Below are 14,566 nucleotides of genomic sequence, written 5' to 3' on the forward strand. Positions count from 1 at the left end.
GTAGCGCTTGCCCCCCCCCCTCCCCCTTCCCCCCCTCCCCCCCCCCCCCCCCCCCCCCCCCCCCCCCCCCCCCCCCCCCCCCCCCCCCACGCAAGGTCGCGGTCGGAGCCGACGGCAGCTCGGCCGCGCGAATCCGACTTGCCGGAACCCTGGGGATGGGGGTGGGTGCGGCCGCACCCCGCGGGTCAGTACGCGGCCGCGACGTCGACGATCCAGGTGACGCCGAAGCGGTCGGCCAGCATCCCGAAGGCGGGCGCCCACCGGGCCGGGCCGAACGCCTCGATGACCGTCGCGCCGTCGGCGAGGCGCTCCCACACCGGGGTGACTTCGTCGACGGTCTCGCCGCGGACGGAAAGGAAGAACGGCTCTTCGGTGAGCGTGGTGCCGTTCTCGCGGCGCGTGGTGGGCGCGCCGGCGGCGACCGGCCGGTGCTCGCCGGGCACGTCGTAGGCCATCACCCGGAAGCCGTTGTCGGCGACGACCTGGCCGAACACGACGTCGGCGGCGCCGGGCAGCTCGGCGGGCATCCCGAAGTCGCCGTAGGTGACGACGGTGAGCTGCCCGTCGAACACCGACCGGTAGAACTCCAGGGCCTCGCGGGCCTGACCGCGGAAGTTCAGGTGGGCGACAGCGTTGAGCGACATGGTTTCCGATCCTTCGACCAGGGGTTCTCCGCCGGAGGTCTCCGGCAGTGAGGCCACTGTGTCAGGGGTAGCGGTCAGGGAACGTCCGCTTCTCGTGGCATCCTGAAACCATGCCGATCGCCTCTTCGACCACGACGTCGAGCCGCCTGCTGTCGCTGTTGTCGATGCTGCAGGCCCGGCGCGACTGGCCGGGGGTGCTGCTGGCCGAGCGGCTGGGGGTCAGCGAACGCACCGTGCGCCGCGACGTCGACCGGCTGCGCGAGCTCGGTTATCCCATCCAGGCGGTCAAGGGGCCCGACGGCGGCTACCGGCTCGAAGCGGGCAGCCAGGTGCCCCCGCTGCTGTTCGACGAAGAGCAGGCGGTCGCGCTCGCCGTGGCGTTGCGGATGGCCGTCGGGACGGGCGCGGGCATCGAAGAGGCGGCCGCCCGGGCGCTGGCGACCGTGCGCCAGGTGCTGCCGTCGCGGCTGCGGCAGCGGGTCGACACGCTCGAGATGAGCACCGCCGGGCACCGCGCCGAGCCGCAGGTCGGCACCGACGTCCTGCTCGCGCTGAGCGCCGCCGTGCGGGCGGGGGAGGAGCTGCGGTTCGACTACCGCTCGCCGGGACGGCCGGCGGACGACGGTTCGCGCCCGCCCCGCCGGGTCCAGCCGCACCACCTCGTCGTCCGCGGCGGCCGCTGGTACGTCGTCGGCTGGGATCCCGAGCGCGCGGACTGGCGGACGTACCGCGCCGACCGGATGACCCTGCGCGTCCCCAACGGCCCGCGGTTCGCGCCCCGGGAGGTGCCGGGCGGCGACGTCGCGACGTTCCTTTCCGCGCGGTTCAAGGGGTCCGACACCGTCAACGCGTGGCCGTGCCGGGGTGAGGTGGTCCTCGCGCTGCCCGCCACCGAGGTGGCGCCGTTCGCCGGGGACGGGATGGTCGAAGAGCTGGGTCCCGCCCGGACCAGGCTGACCACCGGGTCCTGGTCCTGGGCCGCGCTCGCCGCGGCGTTGGCCCGGTTCGACAGCGAGATCGAGGTCGTCGGGCCGCCGGAGCTGCGCGACGCTTTCGCTGAGCTGGCCGCGCGGGCCGCCCGCGCCGCGGAGACCCGGCCGGGCTGACCTGCGACGCGGGTTGCGCCCGTGTGGCACATCACACTGGCGCTGCACGCCGGCGGCCGGTGAGCGTCTTTCTTCGTGAGAGCACTTTCGGTGAAAAGATCACCGGAAGACGGAGGGAGATCTCATGAACCGCATCGGACTCGTCCGCACCACCACCGTCGCCGGCCTGGCCGCCGCCCTGGGGCTCGCCGCCGCCGTGCCGGCCCTGGCCGCGCCCGCCGCCGACCCGGTCACCACGGTCGCCGACCTCAACGGTGACGGGGAGCTCGAAACCGTGACCACCCAGCTGACCGGCGAGAGTGACCAGCTGGTCTCGGCCACGGTGAACGGGACCTACACCTCGATCCACCTGCCGGCCGACAGCCAGTTCGGCATCCAGGCGCCGCGGGTGACCGACCTCAACGGGGACGGCCGGGCCGAGCTCGTCGTCACGCAGTCCGTGGGCGCGAACACGACGTTCTTCTCCGTGCTGCACTACGACGGCCGCAACCTCAGCCAGGTCGTCGGCGCCGACGACAAGCCGTTTTCGGTCGCCGAAGGTGGTGGGGTCGCCGCCCACCTCGGTTACCAGTGCACGCCGTTCGAAGGGGGCCGGGCGTTCGCGACGGTCGCCGCCGAGACCGACGACATCAGCCGCCCGGTCGACCAGCTCACCTACTCGGGCACCCGCACCGTGTACACGCTGCGCGACGGCGCGCTGAGCGTCCAGGAGTCGACGCCGTTCAGCGGGCGTCCCGTGACGGACCCGGTGCTCACCGAGGACGCCGCCAGCTGCGCGTGACGGCCGCTGCCAGGCCGGTGCCAGCCGCGCGTGCGCGCCGTGGCAGCGGCTCCGGCGAAGGTTCGGGGACCGCCTGGGACCACCGGGCGGTCCCCGATCCCGGAAAGAGCGCCGCATGCCCACTCCCGTCACGATCCTCGGCGCCGGCCTGGCCGGCCTCACCTTGGCCCGGGTCCTGCAGGTCCACGGTTTCCCGGTCACGGTCCACGAGGCCGAGCCGTCCCCGGCCGCCCGCGCACAGGGCGGCCTGCTCGACATCCACGCCCACAACGGGCAGCACGCCCTGGCCGCGGCCGGCCTGCTGGACGGGTTCCGCCGCCTCGTCCTCGACGGCCGGCAGGCGACACGGATCCTCGACCGGACCGGGACCGTCCTGGTCGACCACCCCGACGACGGCACCGGTGGCCGCCCGGAGGTCCAGCGCGGCGAGCTGCGCCGGCTGCTGCTCGACTCGCTCGCGCCCGGGACCGTCCACTGGGGACGGAAGGCCGCGGCCGTCCGCGGCCTCGGCGACGGCCGCCACGAGGTGACCTTCGCCGACGGCGAGAGCGTCGTCACGAACCTCCTGGTCGGCGCCGACGGCGCCTGGTCCCGGGTCCGGCCGCTGCTTTCCGGCGCTGTGCCTGCGTATACCGGCGAAGCGGCCGTCGAGACCTACCTGTACAACGCCGACGAGCGTCATCCGGCCGCCGCGAAGGCGGTCGGCGGCGGGTCGCTGGTCGTGCCCGGCGCGGACCGGGCGATCATCGCCCACCGGGAGCGCGGCGGGACGCTGCACGCCTACGCGATCCTCACCCGGTCGCAGGACTGGTTCGCCTCGCTCGACCTCGCCGACGCTCGAACGCCCGCCCGGATCGCGCGGGAGTTCGACGGCTGGGCGCCGGAGCTGACCGCGCTGATCACCGAAGGCGACGTCCCACCGGTGCCGCGGCCCTTCTTCACCCTGCCGGCCGGGCACCGGTGGGACCGCGTCCCCGGGGTGACCGCCATCGGCGACGCCGCCCACCTCGCGGTGCCGGACGGCGAAGGCGCCAACAACGCGATGACGGACGGCGCCGAGCTCGGGAAAGCCCTGGCCGCGCACCCCGAAGACGTCGAAGCGGCACTGGCGGAGTTCGAGCGGGCGATGTTCGCCCGCACCGCCGGGCACACCGGCGGCACGGGGTTCTTCGAGCGCGCCTTCGGTGACCTGGACGAACTGTTCCCGGAGGATCAGGAATAGGTCCAGTGGCCGAGCCAGGATTCGCGCCAGGCCACCGTCAGCTCGCTGACACCGTCCACATCGGACTGGTCGACGTGCGCCTTCCACGCCTCCTCCAGCGCCGCGCACAGCTTGGACGCGGGCAGCTCGACCCCGCCCGAGGAGAACTGGCGCAGGACCGTCTTCGGCACGGCCAGCTTCGCCTTGCCCCGCACCACCGACTGCTCGGTCGCCCGGCAGATGAGGTACTCGACGGTGGCCAGGTCGCCCGCCGAGCCCGGCGTGTCCGGGGACACCGTGGGCGCGACCTGGGCCAGCGCGCGGTACAGGCAGTCCAGCGGCGCGGCGAGCCCCTGGTGCTGGCGGGCGATCTCCCACGACACCCACACGGCCATGCAGTCGGGCATCTGGAACGGGCGGTAGGCGAACGCGGGTCCGGCGAAGGTCTGGTAGTCGCTGGTGGGATCGGCCGGGGGCGGGTTCGGCCCGTCGGGGTCGGGCGGCAGGCCGAGGCGCTTGAACAGCTCGCGCAGCAGCTTCTGCGGCCGGGCCGGCGTCGAGGACTCGCCGAGCAGCTTGCCCAGGATGCGGTTCAGCCGGTCGGCGGCGACCCCGTGGATCGCCAGCTGCAGGTGGACGAACGCGACGTCGGACAGCGTGGTGCCGGCGCAGCCGACCACCCCCACCTGCGGATAACGCTGCAGGAAGGAGGCGATCGTGTGCGTCGAGCCGATCCGCGCCGGCCCGACGAACGTCACCGGCAGGCACGCGCCGATCCGCTGCCGGGACCGGAGATCACCCTTGTACAGCGGGGAGAACTCGCCGTCGGCGTGGTAGACCTCGAACCAGTTCCCCTGCCGGTGCCCCGGGCGCGTGTCGGCGAGCCAGAAGCTGTAGCCGTGCTTCTCGCACAGTTCCCGGAACCGGTCGGCCAGCTCGAACCGCGCGGCCGCGGACACGTCCCGCAGCGCGATCGCGAAGCGCACCGCCAGCGACGCGCACGGCGGCGCGACCTCCTTGCGGGTGCGCAGGTCGTGGTTGCGGGTCTTCACGATCGTCGGCAGCTGGGCCGGGCACTGCAGCGACAGCAGCGGCGCGTCGAGGAGCGCGGACGCGGCGTCGGAGATCTCGCGCACCAGGTCGCGGATGGCCAGGCCGTGCCACTCGCACACTTCGCGCGCGCCGGGGTCGATCGCGATCAGGCCCTCGAAGGTCTGCGCTGACTCGTAGATGAACGTCGGGTTGGGCGAGGTCGTCTGGTGGAAGGTCCAGGCGCCCGGGCTCTGCTGCGGGCGTTCCGCCGGCTGGTGGCCGTCGACCCGCTCGACGACTTCGGTGCCGTCCAGGGGTTTCCGGGTGCGGGTGCCGATCACGACGCCGGCGCCGTTCGTCGCCGAGCAGAGCGTCTCCAGGAAGATCGCGCTGTCGGGGTCGGCGGAGACGAGCTCACGCAGGTAGCCGTGGCGCGCCATCGCGTGGTGCACCTCGAAGTCCACTTTGGTCACCGGCTGCCGGGCTATCTCGAACCCGGCCCGCGCCAGGTCGGCCACGTTCCGCACGGAGATCCGCTGGCTGCGCACGGTCACTACCCTCCGGACGAGTCGAACCGCACGTCGGCGTCGAGCGTCCGGTGCCGGTCCCAGGCGCCCGCGCCGGCCCAGCGCGGCGCCCCGATGCGGGACAACGGGATCGCCGAGCCGCGCCACGACGCCTGGCCGAGCAGCACCAGCGCGGCGAGCACCGGGAAGCCGACCGCGATCGTGAGCGTGACCTGCACGACCTCGCCCGGGCTCTGCGTCGCGACGGCCGCGGCGAACCCGGCGACGGCCGCGATGCTCAGCTGGACGAGCGCCTGCGGCAGGGTGCCGAGGTACCCGAGCACGGTGCGGCGCGGGGGCAGCGACAGGCGGCTGTAGAGGAAACCCGGCAGCAGCAGCAACATCGTGATCACGGACTGGCCGTCACCGATGTGGCCGAGCGCTTCGGTGGCGGCGCGCCCGTACGGCCACGGGCTGCCCACCAGCATCCAGCCGAGCACGAACGACACCGTCGCGACGGCCAGCGCGTAGAACGTCACGTTGAGCGGGCCGGACTTCGTGGAGTCCTTGAGCACGAGCGTCGCGCGCACCCGGACGTGGTCACCGCGCGAGTCGCGGCCGCCGGACCGGCGCCAGTACGCCCGCGCCTCGTTGTCGGCGATGCCGTTGACCAGGACCAGGTCCTGCCCGAACTCCCGGTCGGTCAGCTCCTGCGCGGCCTTGCGCAGGTTCGCGGCGGTGAACACCGGGTGCCGCCGCAGCGAGTTGTCCAGCTCGCCCGAGTCCGTCCGCACGGCTTCGCCGGTGGTGGCCGCGGCGGCGAGCCGGTGGCAGGCGGGCAGGCTGCGCGGCGAGAGCTCCACCCCGGACTGGCCGGCCTCCCACTTGCGGCGGCGCAGCAGGTCCGCCAGCCGGCGCAGCACGGTCTGCGCCTGCAGCTCGAGGATCTTGTGCCGAGCGCCGTCGGCCTCCTGCAGCGGCGCGGCGTCCTGCCGCTCGGCGAGCGAGACCAGGTCCTTGGCCAGGCCGTCCACCTGGTGCTGGTCGGCGTCGGTGGACAGGTACATCCGGGCGATCTCGGCCTCCGGCGCCGTCCGGGCCACCAGGTGGTAGGACTTCAGCGTCGCCGGGATCATGGTCTCGTAGCTCACGACGTACCCGCGTTGGCTGGAGGCCAGCCGCCGCCACTGCTCCTTCGCGGCCGGCTGGCGCGCGTCGACGTGCAGCGGGGTTTCGTAGCTGAGCCGGTGTTCCTCGACCGAGTCGTCCAGCGCCACCACCAGCATGTAGTCGCGGACGGCGACATTCAGCAGGTACGCGTACTCGACCAGCAGCTCCGAACAGCCGGTGAGGATGTCCAGCGCCAGCTCGCGGCACTGCCTCCCGTACCCGGAGACCGTGCCCTCGGCCGGGGCCATCGTGAACTCCGCGTCCGGGTGGTTCCGTTCGGTGAGCAGGGTCAGCAGCGCCTGCTGGATGAGCCAGCGCGGTTCGTGCACCTGGAACAGGAAGGTGTTCAGCTCGTGCTTCGCGGTCTGCGCGTTCTCGTCGCTGGCGAGGATTCCGCGCAGCAGCCGGTAGAGCCCGGCGGCGACCAGCCGGGACGCCTCGTGCTGGGTGAGCCGCGGCAGTTTCTGGCCCGCGCTGTCGAAGACGTCGACGGGGGAGACGTCGCGGCGGGGCAGCCGGGCCAGCGGCACCCACAGGGACCGCTGCCGCGCCGGCCGGGAGGCGGCCCGTTCGCCGTGTTCCTGGCCGATGAGGTCCTGCAGCTGCGCGGTGGCCTGGCGCTGCCCCTCGTCGAGGAGCTTGAGGCTGACGTCGACCTCGGTGCTGCGCCGCGCCGTCCCGTGCTCGACGACGGTCAGCCGCTCGGTCAGCCGGCGCACGTGGTTGAGCCGCAGGGAGGTGTCCAGGAGCGCCAGCCCGACGGCGGCGCCCTGCCGCGACAGCCGGGGCGGGGCGCCGGGAATGGGGATCGTTTCGATGGCGTGCCGGAGACTGTCGATGCCGTCCACTCAAGTGAGAGTAGGAGGTGTCACGCTCCGAGACGAGGAAACGACGATATTGCGCCCGGCGGGGATGCCTGACACGGTGTGCCGATGCTGAATCAGGTGGCCGAAGGCGTGTGGGTCCGGCAGAGTGAATGGGTCTGGAGCAACACCACCGTCGTCCGCGGCGAGGACGGGGTGGTCCTCGTCGACCCCGGCATCAGCGGCGCCGAGCTGGACGAGCTCGCCGACGACCTGGACCGGCTGGGCTTCCCGGTGGTCGCCGGGTTCTGCACGCACCCGCACTGGGACCACCTGCTCTGGCATTCCCGCTTCGGCGACGTGCCGCGGTACGCCACCGCCGCCGCGGCCGCGGTCGCCACCGAAGCTCGCGAGCGGGCGCAGGCGATGGCGGTGGAAAGCACGTCCGGTGTTCCGCTCGACCTGGTCGCGCTCGTCACGCCGCTGCCCGCGGACGGCGGCCCCGTGCCGGGCGAGGTGATCGAGCACGACGCGCACGCCGTCGGCCACGCCGCCGTCCTCCTCGCGGACCGCGGTGTCCTGCTCGCCGGCGACATGCTCTCCGACGTCCTGATCCCGCTCCTCGACCCCCGCCGCACCGGCCAGGAGGACGCCTACCCGGCGGCCCTCGACCGGCTCGCCGAGGCCGCCAAGGAGGTCGACGTCGTGATCCCCGGCCACGGAGCCGTGGCCACCGGCCCCGAGGTGGCGGCCCGCTTCGCCGTCGACCGCGCCTACCTCGACGCGCTGCGCCGAGGCGAGGAGCCGGCCGACGAGCGGTGGGGAAAGCGCAAGTAGTTCAGGAGCCGGCAAGCGAGTCGCGGAGCACGTGCTTCTTGATCTTCCCGGAACCAGTCAACGGGAACTCGTCGACAAAGCGCCAGACCCGGGGTGTCTTGTGGGGCGCGAGGTTCTCGCGCACGTGCGCGAACAGCTCCGCCTCGTCGGCGGTCTCACCCGGCGCGAGCCGGACGAACGCGGCGACCTGCTCACCCCATTCGGGATCGGGGACGCCGACCACCGCGACGTCGTAGACGGCCTTGTGGTCGAGCAGGACCTGTTCGATCTCCCGCGGGTAGATGTTCTCGCCGCCGCGGATGATCATCTCCTTGACGCGGCCCTCGATGCGCAGGTACCCGCGGTCGTCCATGGCGGCGAGGTCGCCGGTGTGCAGCCAGCCCGCCGGGTCGATCGCCTCGGCCGTCTGGTCGGGCCGGTCGAAGTAGCCGGTCATGACGTGGTAGCCGCGGGTGCACACTTCCCCGACTTCACCGCGGGCACGCACTTCGCCGGTGGCGGGGTCGGTGATCTTGACGGCGCAGCCGGGCAGCGGCCGGCCGAGCGTGCCGGCCCGGTCTTCGGGACTGTCGTCGAGCCGGGTCATCGTGATGCCGGGGGAGGCCTCGGTCTGCGCGTAGACGATGCTCATCGGGACCCCCACCGCGGCCTCGACGCGCCGGACCAGCTCGGGCGGGACCGTCGCGCCGCCGGAAAGGGCGTAGCGCACGGAAGAAAGGTCCGTCCCGGCGAACCGCGGGTGGCCCAGCAGGGCCAGCAGCATGGTGGGGACACCGCCGAACACCACCCCGCGTTCGGCTTCGATCAGCTCCAGCTGCACCCCGGGGTCGAACCACGGCAGCAGGACCTGGGTGCCCAGCGAGGCGATCGGCGCCAGGGTGGCCAGCACGCAGCCGGCGGTGTGGAACAGCGGCATCGGGTTGACGAAGGCTTCCCCGGGCCGCATTTCCAGCGTCCGCACGTAGGACAGCCGCGCGTTGCCGGTGATGCCGCGGTGGTGCAGGACCGCTCCCTTGGGGGTGCCGGTCGTGCCGGAGGTGTACTGGATCTGGGCGGGGTCGCCGGGGTGCACCACTGGCAGCGTCTCGGTGGGGGAGCCGGATGCGCGGAAAACCGGCCAATCCTGGAACAGGACCGTCTCACGCAGGTGCGCGAGCTCCGGTCGCACCCGGTCGAGCAGGTCCGCCATCGGGCTGTCGCGGTACTCCGCGACGAGGAAGATCCCGGCGGCCCGCGACTGGCTCAGGACGTGCCGCAGCTCGCCCTCGCGCAGAGCGGGGTTGACCGTCACGAGCGTCATCCCGGCGAGCGCGGCCGCCAGCTCCAGCAGGACCCACTCGGGAATGTTGTTCGCCCACACGGCCACCCGCTCGCCGGGCCGGAACCGGCCGAGCAGCGCGCGGGCCGCCGCCTCGGCTTCCGTCAGGAGGTCCGAGTACGTCCAGCGGCGCCGGGCCGCCGGGTCGGGAACACCCTCGACGAGCGCGAGCGCGGACGGTGCTCGTTCGGCCGCCTCGCGGAGCAGCGCGCCGACGGTCAGCTCGCGGACGAGGTCCGCTTCCGCCGCGGGCACGTAGGCCGGTTCCGTCATCGCTGCCTCCTTTTCGGGTCGGTCACCGCGCCTGCGGAAGACCTTCGGGCACCGGAGAGTCGGCCGAGAGCACCGGCGACGGCTTGAACCCCTTGAACACGAGCCACAGTCCCAGCGACAGCTCCCACAGCGCGATCGGCAGCGCGGCCGCCGCCACCCACGGCGCGTCCCGCTCGACCGCCCCGGCCATCGTCGCGAGCGTCGCCGCGGCGAGCAGGGGTGCGCCGACAAACCCGAGCACCGGCAGGGCCCGCGGCACCAGGCGCGCCCGGTACAGCAGCGAGCCGAGCAGCAGCGCGTTCACCACCGGCATGAGGCTCTGCCCCAGCAGGAACAGCCGGTCGTACAGCGCGACGAGCGCCTGGCCCGTCACCAGCGCGCCGTTACCGGCGCCGGACCGCCGCAGCGTCACGACCGTCAGCAGGCACGCGACGCCGGCGATGATCGCGGCGGCCTCCAGCAGCCGGGAGCCGACGAAGCCCAGCGCGGCCGCTTCGTTCTGCCGCCGCACGACCGGGAACAGCACGACCGCCGTCCCGACGCAGGCGAAGGCGACGACCACCTCGAGGATCCCGCCGACGACGGCGCCGGTGTCCGGACCGGGGCCGGTGACGTAACCGCGCTCGCGCACCGGGCCGTAGAGCGCGAGGGTCGGGATCGAGACGAAGGTGAGCAGGTAGAGCGCGCCCGCGACGAGCGCGGTCTTCCTCGGTGCGTCCATGTGCCGCTCCGGCGGGGGAGTGAGCAGGATCCGGAGCTGTCACGGTACGCCGGTGGACAGGAGACCGCGGACGTGTTGGGCTGAACCCGCCCCGGAGGGGACGGTCGGTCATTTTCCGCCCGGCGAGGAGTGAGGAGCGCGGCCCTGAGCCTTTCGGACTACCTCCGTGAGAACTGGATCGACGTGGTCAACGACGCGATCCTGCACGTCGACCTCACGCTCGCGGCGATGGCGCTGGCCGTGCTGATCGGGATGACCCTCGGCCTGCTCACCTACCGGCGGCCGTGGCTCGGGTCGATCGCGACCACGACGACCGCGGCGTTCCTGACCATCCCGTCGATCGCGCTGCTGGGCATCCTGATCGGACCGTTCGGGCTGGGACTCACGAACGTCCTGTGCGCGCTGGTGCTCTACGCGCTCCTGCCGATCACGCGCAACACGATCGTCGGCCTGCGCGGGGTCGACCCGGCCGTGGTGGACGCGGCGCGCGGCATGGGGCTCGGCCGGGTGCGGCTGCTGTGGCGGGTGCGGCTGCCGCTGGCCTGGCCGGTGATCCTCTCCGGCATCCGCGTGTCGACGCAGATCACGATCGGCATCGCGGCCATCGGCGCGTACGTCAAGGGACCGGGGCTGGGCAACGAGATCTTCGACGGCCTCGGCCGGTTCGGCTCGGTCAACTCGCTGAACCAGGTGCTGACCGGGACGCTCGGGATCATGGTGCTGGCGCTGCTGTTCGACCTGGCGTTCGTGCTGGTCGGCAAGCTGACGGCGTGGCGCCGTCCGCGCACCCGCGAAACCGCGGCCCCGGCGCAGGTGGTCGGCACCGCCGGCGAGACGATCGAGCTGCGGGAGCTCAGCAAGCAGTACCCCGGCCAGGCGGCGCCCGCGGTCGACCGCCTGACGATGCGGATCCCCGCGGGGGAGATCGTCGTGCTGACCGGGCCGTCCGGCTGCGGCAAGACGACGACCATGCGGATGATCAACCGGCTCGTCGAGCCCACCTCGGGCGTGGTCACGGTCGGCGGCGCCGACGTCGCCGCCCTCGACCTCGACGAGCACCGGCGCCACACCGGTTACGTCATCCAGCAGGTCGGGCTCTTCCCGCACCTGCGGGTGGACGCCAACATCGGGGTGGTGCCCCGGGTCCTCGGCTGGACGCGGCAGCGCGTCGCGGGCCGCGTGCGAGAGCTGCTCGACGTCGTCGGCCTGACGCGCGAGCACGGCACCCGGTACCCGCGTGAGCTTTCCGGCGGCCAGCAGCAGCGGGTCGGTGTCGCGCGGGCGATGGCCGCCGACCCGCCGGTGATGCTGATGGACGAGCCCTTCGGCTCCACCGACCCGATCACACGCGCCCGGCTGCAGGACGAATTCCTGCGCCTGCAACGGGAAGTGCGCAAGACGATCGTGTTCGTCACGCACGACTTCGACGAGGCGCTGAAGGTCGGCGACCGGATCGCGGTGTTGCGGCCGCGGTCGGTGCTCGCGCAGTACGACACACCCCAGGCGATCCTCGCCGCGCCGGCCGACGACTACGTCGCCAGTTTCGCCGGCTCGAAACGGAACCTGAAGCGGCTCGCGCTGATCCGGGTCGGCGACCTGGACCTCCGGCCGGCGGCCGGGCCGGACGGGCTGCCGCCGGTCTCGCGCGAGGCGACCCTGCGAGACGCGCTGGACACCATGGTGCGCACCGGAAGCACGGCGGTCGTGGTGCCCGAGGACGGCACGGTGTGCGACGGGCCCGCGATCTTCGCCGCGCTCCGGCCCGACGGCGAGCCGGCCCCGCCCGTGGTGGCGGCCGCCGAGGACACCCCCGCCCCGGCGTCGGCCACCCGGCCGCGCCGGCGCCGGCTCGGGCTGCTGGTGCGCCCGGTCCTGCTGGCCCTCGGGCTGCTGGCGCTCTTCCTGATCGTGCGCGCGCACCCGGCCGACTCGATCGAGCAGCGTTACCTCAACAGCGGCGAGATCTTCACCGAACTCGGCGCACACCTGCGTCTCACGCTGATCTCGACGGTGTGCACCATCGTCATCGCGCTCCCGCTCGGCATCCTGCTCACCCGCGCCGGCGCCCGGTGGGCCCGGCCGATCGGGCTCGGGCTGGGCAACCTCGGCCAGGCGATCCCGTCGATCGGGCTCGTGGTGCTGCTCGCGCTCTGGGCCGGCACGGGCACCGCGACCGCGGTGACGGCGCTGGTCGTCTACGCGACGTTGCCGGTGCTGCGCAACACGATGGTCGGGCTCGACGGCGTCGACCCGACGCTCGTCGACGCCGCGCGCGGCATGGGCATGACCCGGACGGCGATCCTCTGGCGGATCGAACTGCCGCTGGCCGTCCCGGTGATCCTCGCCGGGATCCGGACGGCGCTCGTGCTCACCGTGGCCAGCGCGACGCTGGCGACGTTCATCGACGGCGGTGGTCTCGGCGGCGGGCTCGTCGCCGGGATCGGGCTGTACCGCCCGTTCCTGAGCTTGACCTTCGGCATCATCGTCGCCGCGCTGGCGCTCTTCGCGGACTGGCTGGGGCTGGTCGCGGAGGAGGTTCTGCACCCCCGCGGCCTGTAGCCCGACCGAACCAAGGAGGACCAACCCATGCGGATGTTCCAGCGCACGGCGGCCGCCGTGCTCGCCCTCACCACGGCGGCGGCGCTCGCGGCCGGCTGCACGATCGGCAAGGACGAGACCGGCGCCCAGGTGGGGGCGGGCTCCATCAAGAAGATCGACGCGCTGGCCGGCGCGCAGATCCGCGTCAGCTCCAAGGAGTTCGACGAGCAGCTGCTGCTCGGCCAGATCGCGCTCGTCGCGCTGCAGGCGGCCGGGGCGAGCCCGCAGGACAAGACGAACATCACCGGGTCGAGCAACGTCCGCCAGGCGCTCACCAGCGGCGCGGTCGACCTGTACTGGGAGTACACCGGCACCGCCTGGATCAGCTACCTCAACCAGACCAAGCCGATCGCCGACCCGCAGGCGCAGTACGACGCCGTCAAGCAGGCCGACGCGGCCCACGGTGTCACCTGGTGGGCCCGCTCGCCGGCGAACGACACCTACGCCATCGCCGGCAACGCCGCGGCGATCGCCCGCACCGGCGTCAAGACGATCTCCGACTACGCGGCGCTGGCGAAGCGGGACCCGGCGGCGGCCTCGACGTGCATCGGCCCGGAGTTCAAGAGCCGCGACGACGGGTTCCCCGGGGTCGAGAAGACCTACGGGTTCACCCTCCCCGAAGCGCAGGTGCACGTCCTCAACGACGCCGTGGTGTATCCGAGCATCGGCAAAGGGGACACCTGCGCTTTCGGGTCGGTGGCCTCCACCGACGGGCGCGTCGCCGGGCAGAAGCTGACCGTCCTCGACGACGACAAGCACTTCTTCCCGACCTACAACCCCGCCATTTCGATCGCCAGCGCCGTTGCGCAGAAGTACCCGCAGCTGGAGCAGGTCTTCACGCCGATCGCCGCGAAGCTCGACACGGCGACGCTCACCGACCTCAACAAGAAGGTCAGCGTCGACGGCCAGAAGCCCGCCGCCGTGGCGCGCGACTGGCTCAAGTCGGCGGGTTTCGTCAGCTGATCAGGCGTGCCGGGTGGGCCGGTAGACGAGCTCCTGGATGTGGCCGTCGAGCGTCCGGCTCTCGAGCAGCTCGAGGTCGAAGTCGGCCGCGTCCCGGAAGATCGGGCCCTCCCCGGTCTGCCCGGTGATCACGGGGAAGAGCGTCACCTGGATGCGGTCGACCAGGCCGGCGGCCAGCAGCGCCCGGTTCAGCGACAGGCTGCCGTGGGAACGCAGCGGCACATCGGACTCCGCCTTCAGCCGGGTGACGACGTCGACGGCGTCCCCGCTCACGACGGTCGCGTCCGGCCAGTCCAGCGGCTCGCGCAGCGTGCTCGACACGACCGTCGTGGGCAGGCTCCGCATCCGCTCGACCCAGGGGTCGAGCCGGCCGGTGAACGCGCCCAGCAGCTCGACGTTCGTCCGGTGCGTGGCCGCCCCGAAGACCATGCGCTGGTCGTGCTCGTACAGCGACAGCCGGCGTTCGAGCAGCTCGGGGCCCTGCTTGCCCCAGTAACCGCCCCAGTCGCCGTGGTGGGAGCCGAAGCCGTCGAGGCTGGAGAAGACGTCGAAGGTGTAGGTCGCGGTCATGGTGTCCTCCTCGGGTGCGGGCCGGTCCGTAGCCGGCTCTCAC

The 14,566-nt window shown here is 73.0% G+C and carries 12 protein-coding genes; 6 read left to right on the plus strand and 6 right to left on the minus strand.

Annotated elements, in window-relative coordinates; translation table 11 throughout:
• Nucleotides 1–185: 185 nt before the first annotated feature.
• Nucleotides 186–644 (minus strand): VOC family protein, encoded by a 459-nt coding sequence (locus tag ACZ63J_RS36925; RefSeq protein WP_465337394.1) that lies wholly within the window; start codon nt 642–644, stop codon nt 186–188.
• 110 nt (nt 645–754) lie between these two features.
• On the opposite strand from ACZ63J_RS36925, the gene ACZ63J_RS36930 reads away from it, so the two are divergent.
• The 3 genes from ACZ63J_RS36930 to ACZ63J_RS36940 all read left to right on the plus strand — a co-directional run bounded on the left by ACZ63J_RS36930 (nt 755) and on the right by ACZ63J_RS36940 (nt 3,753).
• Nucleotides 755–1,750, plus strand: a complete 996-nt coding sequence (locus ACZ63J_RS36930; protein WP_465404515.1) for a helix-turn-helix transcriptional regulator — start codon at nt 755–757, stop codon at nt 1,748–1,750.
• Nucleotides 1,751–1,874: 124 nt separating this feature from the next.
• Nucleotides 1,875–2,531: an FG-GAP repeat domain-containing protein gene (locus ACZ63J_RS36935; RefSeq protein ID WP_465404513.1), complete on the plus strand. Its 657-nt coding sequence runs from the start codon at nt 1,875–1,877 to the stop codon at nt 2,529–2,531.
• Nucleotides 2,532–2,646: 115 nt separating this feature from the next.
• Nucleotides 2,647–3,753, plus strand: coding sequence for an FAD-dependent oxidoreductase (locus ACZ63J_RS36940; protein WP_465404511.1), 1,107 nt, complete (start codon nt 2,647–2,649; stop codon nt 3,751–3,753).
• Here the strand turns inward: ACZ63J_RS36940 and ACZ63J_RS36945 are convergent.
• Both ACZ63J_RS36945 and ACZ63J_RS36950 read right to left on the minus strand, forming a co-directional pair.
• Entirely contained in the window at nt 3,744–5,318 is a 1,575-nt protein-coding gene (locus ACZ63J_RS36945; protein ID WP_465439812.1) for a hypothetical protein, read from the minus strand. The two genes, ACZ63J_RS36940 and ACZ63J_RS36945, sit on opposite strands and share 10 nt — an antisense overlap.
• The gene (locus ACZ63J_RS36950) at nt 5,318–7,288 is read right to left on the minus strand and encodes a hypothetical protein (RefSeq protein WP_465404508.1); all 1,971 of its coding nucleotides are present in this window, start codon (nt 7,286–7,288) and stop codon (nt 5,318–5,320) included. The genes ACZ63J_RS36945 and ACZ63J_RS36950 overlap by 1 nt, the downstream gene beginning before the upstream one ends.
• Nucleotides 7,289–7,372: 84 nt before the next feature.
• On the opposite strand from ACZ63J_RS36950, the gene ACZ63J_RS36955 reads away from it, so the two are divergent.
• Nucleotides 7,373–8,080, plus strand: a complete 708-nt coding sequence (locus ACZ63J_RS36955) for an MBL fold metallo-hydrolase (protein ID WP_465404506.1) — start codon at nt 7,373–7,375, stop codon at nt 8,078–8,080.
• 1 nt (nt 8,081) lies between these two features.
• Here the strand turns inward: ACZ63J_RS36955 and ACZ63J_RS36960 are convergent, their stop codons facing one another.
• Nucleotides 8,082–9,671: an AMP-binding protein gene (locus ACZ63J_RS36960; protein ID WP_465404504.1), complete on the minus strand. Its 1,590-nt coding sequence runs from the start codon at nt 9,669–9,671 to the stop codon at nt 8,082–8,084.
• A 22-nt stretch (nt 9,672–9,693) separates the two neighbouring features.
• Nucleotides 9,694–10,392 carry a DUF4386 domain-containing protein gene (locus ACZ63J_RS36965; RefSeq protein WP_465404502.1) on the minus strand — a complete coding sequence of 233 codons (699 nt, stop codon included), beginning with the start codon at nt 10,390–10,392 and terminating at the stop codon, nt 9,694–9,696.
• A 129-nt stretch (nt 10,393–10,521) separates the two neighbouring features.
• On the opposite strand from ACZ63J_RS36965, the gene ACZ63J_RS36970 reads away from it, so the two are divergent.
• Together ACZ63J_RS36970 and ACZ63J_RS36975 are read left to right on the plus strand one after the other, a co-directional pair.
• Complete coding sequence (locus tag ACZ63J_RS36970; protein WP_465404500.1) at nt 10,522–12,951, plus strand: ABC transporter permease subunit; 2,430 nt, start codon at nt 10,522–10,524, stop codon at nt 12,949–12,951.
• A 27-nt stretch (nt 12,952–12,978) separates the two neighbouring features.
• A complete protein-coding gene (locus ACZ63J_RS36975; RefSeq protein ID WP_465404498.1) occupies nt 12,979–13,953 on the plus strand; it encodes a glycine betaine ABC transporter substrate-binding protein in 975 nt (324 codons plus the stop codon).
• Here ACZ63J_RS36975 and ACZ63J_RS36980 read toward each other — a convergent pair whose 3' ends face one another.
• Nucleotides 13,954–14,523, minus strand: coding sequence for a dihydrofolate reductase family protein (locus tag ACZ63J_RS36980; protein ID WP_465404496.1), 570 nt, complete (start codon nt 14,521–14,523; stop codon nt 13,954–13,956).
• Nucleotides 14,524–14,566: the final 43 nt, after the last annotated feature.

The organism is Amycolatopsis sp. NPDC104863 (assembly GCF_055582965.1).

Bases quoted from the DNA above. Each gene is read 5' to 3' on its own strand.
- ACZ63J_RS36955 (WP_465404506.1), top strand. From the start codon at position 7,373: ATGCTGAATCAGGTGGCCGAAGGCGTGTGGGTCCGGCAGAGTGAATGG.
- ACZ63J_RS36935 (WP_465404513.1), top strand. From the start codon at position 1,875: ATGAACCGCATCGGACTCGTCCGCACCACCACCGTCGCCGGCCTGGCC.
- ACZ63J_RS36925 (WP_465337394.1), bottom strand. From the start codon at position 644: ATGTCGCTCAACGCTGTCGCCCACCTGAACTTCCGCGGTCAGGCCCGC.
- ACZ63J_RS36965 (WP_465404502.1), bottom strand. From the start codon at position 10,392: ATGGACGCACCGAGGAAGACCGCGCTCGTCGCGGGCGCGCTCTACCTG.
- ACZ63J_RS36980 (WP_465404496.1), bottom strand. From the start codon at position 14,523: ATGACCGCGACCTACACCTTCGACGTCTTCTCCAGCCTCGACGGCTTC.
- ACZ63J_RS36930 (WP_465404515.1), top strand. From the start codon at position 755: ATGCCGATCGCCTCTTCGACCACGACGTCGAGCCGCCTGCTGTCGCTG.
- ACZ63J_RS36940 (WP_465404511.1), top strand. From the start codon at position 2,647: ATGCCCACTCCCGTCACGATCCTCGGCGCCGGCCTGGCCGGCCTCACC.
- ACZ63J_RS36975 (WP_465404498.1), top strand. From the start codon at position 12,979: ATGCGGATGTTCCAGCGCACGGCGGCCGCCGTGCTCGCCCTCACCACG.
- ACZ63J_RS36960 (WP_465404504.1), bottom strand. From the start codon at position 9,671: ATGACGGAACCGGCCTACGTGCCCGCGGCGGAAGCGGACCTCGTCCGC.